Origin of the sequence: uncultured Allobaculum sp. (assembly GCF_948576815.1) — a bacterium.
GTDB lineage: Bacteria > Bacillota_I > Bacilli_A > Erysipelotrichales > Erysipelotrichaceae > Allobaculum > Allobaculum fili.
On the sequence record NZ_CAPAEZ010000118.1, the window covers coordinates 1 to 2,551 of the forward strand.

The 2,551-nt window shown below is 48.2% G+C and carries 3 protein-coding genes; all 3 read left to right on the forward strand.

All coding sequences use genetic code 11. The annotated features are described in order from the left end of the window. Positions 1 to 451: 451 nt before the first annotated feature. The 3 genes from cysK (at position 452) to Q2J39_RS10585 (ending at position 2,418) form a co-directional block, all read left to right on the forward strand. Positions 452 to 1,387 (forward strand): cysteine synthase A, encoded by a 936-nt coding sequence (gene cysK / locus Q2J39_RS10575; protein ID WP_288340656.1) that lies wholly within the window; start codon positions 452 to 454, stop codon positions 1,385 to 1,387. Positions 1,388 to 1,738: 351 nt separating this feature from the next. Beyond that, positions 1,739 to 2,194: a hypothetical protein gene (locus tag Q2J39_RS10580; protein ID WP_230268421.1), complete on the forward strand. Its 456-nt coding sequence runs from the start codon at positions 1,739 to 1,741 to the stop codon at positions 2,192 to 2,194. Continuing rightward, a complete protein-coding gene (locus tag Q2J39_RS10585; RefSeq protein WP_255658384.1) occupies positions 2,152 to 2,418 on the forward strand; it encodes a dihydrofolate reductase family protein in 267 nt (88 codons plus the stop codon). Before Q2J39_RS10580 ends, Q2J39_RS10585 begins: the two co-directional genes overlap by 43 nt. The last annotated feature ends 133 nt before the right edge of the window (positions 2,419 to 2,551 follow it).

The window sequence follows — 2,551 nt, forward strand, 5'->3', positions numbered from 1 at the left end:
GAACTAACCTGATTTGTAAGTGAGCTTGTGAAGCTTAAGTGAACAGCATTGCTTTTCGGTGTATAAAAAATGCTTCTGTTGATATATTTTAATTTTTCCTGTTGGACCGACCATTTTTCTTCCTTCAACCCTTCCTTTACCTGTCAAACGTTTTTAAAGCGAAAGCTTCGCCCGTTTTATGTTTTATATCCCTTAAACTGGGCTTTTTTTTGCATTTTCTGGAATTCGCTTTCTTTCGGATTTTCTTAAGCGTTTTTTATTAAAACAAACCAGCCTTTTATAAACCTATTGATTTAGTAGGTTTATTGGATTATGCTTGCGCCATGCTCGTTTTCGATCGGATTGAAGATTTGGGCATGTCAATTCATTCCATGCACAAAATCCGTAACCATACATACAGGAACGACATACAGGAACGGTTTGAAACCTGTTCAGAAGGAGGACCCCCGCTATGTCCAAGATCTATACCGCTGCCGATCAGCTGGTCGGACACACCCCGCTCGTTGAACTCACGCACATCGAAAAAGAGAACGGCCTGGATGCAAAAATTCTCGCCAAAGTGGAGTATTTTAATCCCTCGGGATCTGTCAAAGACCGAATTGCGCGCAAGATGATTGAAGATGCCGAAAAAGACGGCCGCCTCAAACCTGGCACAACCATCATTGAACCGACCTCCGGCAATACCGGAATCGGCCTGGCCGCCATCGCGGCTGCCAAAGGCTATCCGACGATTATCGTTCTTCCGGACTCGATGTCCAAAGAACGCCGTCAGCTCATGAAAGCGTTCGGCGCCCAGGTCGTTTTAACGCCCGGTGCTCAGGGTACAAAAGGCGCCATTGCCAAAGCCGAAGAACTGCTCAAGGAAATTCCGAACAGCTTCATGCCGGATCAGTTTGACAATCCATCTAATCCAAAAGCGCATTACGAACACACGGGTCCGGAAATCTGGGAAGATACCGACGGCAAAGTCGACATCTTCATTTCCGGCGTAGGTACAGGCGGAACGATCTCCGGTACCGGCAAATACCTCAAGGAAAAAAATCCGGATATCCAGATCATCGCTCTCGAACCTTCGGGATCGCCTGTACTGGCTGGCGGAAAGCCCGGTCCTCACAAAATTCAGGGCATCGGCGCCGGCTTTGTCCCAGAAACGCTCGACAGTGACATTTATGACGAATTGATCGAAGTCTCCAACGAGGCCGCCTATGACAGTGCACGGGAACTGGCCGCGAAAGAAGGCCTGCTGACCGGTATTTCTTCTGGTGCCGCATTATGGGCAGCCAAACAGGTAGCCAGCCGTCCGGAAAACAAAGGCAAGACAATTGTTGCTCTGCTGCCGGACAGCGGAGACCGCTACCTCTCTACCGATCTGTATCCAGACGCCTGATCCCTGTTTGAAATCTCGCATCACCAGAGTTCTAAACGAATCCAATCCATTCCTTATCCAAAACCTTATTTATCCAAATTACTTTTATCCATACTTTCAATTTTCGTCTCTGCTCCTCTGGCCCTCCAATCCGGAGGAGTTTTCTTTTCTTTGGATACATATCCGCGTAAGTCATTTCCCCTTTGATCAGTTTGCGGCAGCCAGATAGACCGTGCTTGACCTGAAGCAAGCTTCAGGTCGTACGATATAGATAAGGAAAACTCTCTGCGATCGAAACCGGCTTTGTATTCCCTCTCGGGAAGATGCAGATCCGACGGATCCGGAGAAAAGATCAAAGACAAGGAGAAAGAAATGAACAAGCCCTATATCCTCTGCCATATGATGATGTCCCTCGATGGACGCATCGACTGTGCCATTACCGCCTCCATTGACGGTTCGGACGAATATTATGAAACGCTCGAGGCTCTAGACACCCCTTCACATGTGAGCGGACGGGTGACTGCCGAACTGGAAATGGCTCTGCCTGGAAAATTTGAGAGCGCAAAAGATGCACCGTCCATCGGTAAAACTGCCTTTTCCAAAAACCAGACCACAGATCATTATGAAATCGTCCTCGATACCCACGGAACGCTGCTCTGGCCGAAAGCGAAAGATCTGGAAGATCCCCTGCTGATTGTGGTCTCTGAACAGGGGAGGAAAGATTATCTGGACGATCTCGATTCGAAAATATTTCCTGGATTGCCTGCGGAAAAGACCGGATCCATCTGCCGCGCGTCTGCGAAATTCTCAAAGACGAATTCCATGTAGGACGGATGGTAGTCGTTGGCGGCGGTACGATTAATGGCGCCTTTCTGGATGCGGGACTGCTTGATGAAGTAAGCATCCTTCTTGGACCGGCCATCGACGGCCACAATGGAATGCGGGCTGTATTTGACGGACTTCCCATGGATCGAAAACCTTTCAAGCTTCATCTCGATCATGTCCAGTCCTATCCAGACGGAGCCATCTGGCTGCGCTACACATTCCGGTAAGGAAAGGAACAGTTCGATCCGCTTCCTGCTGATGAAGCGGATGTTACCCATTCCAATAAAAAAAAACGGATTTTCCATGAGGCTGCTGAAAAAGTCTCTTTAAATTCCGACATACATAAGTAAATTGTATGTC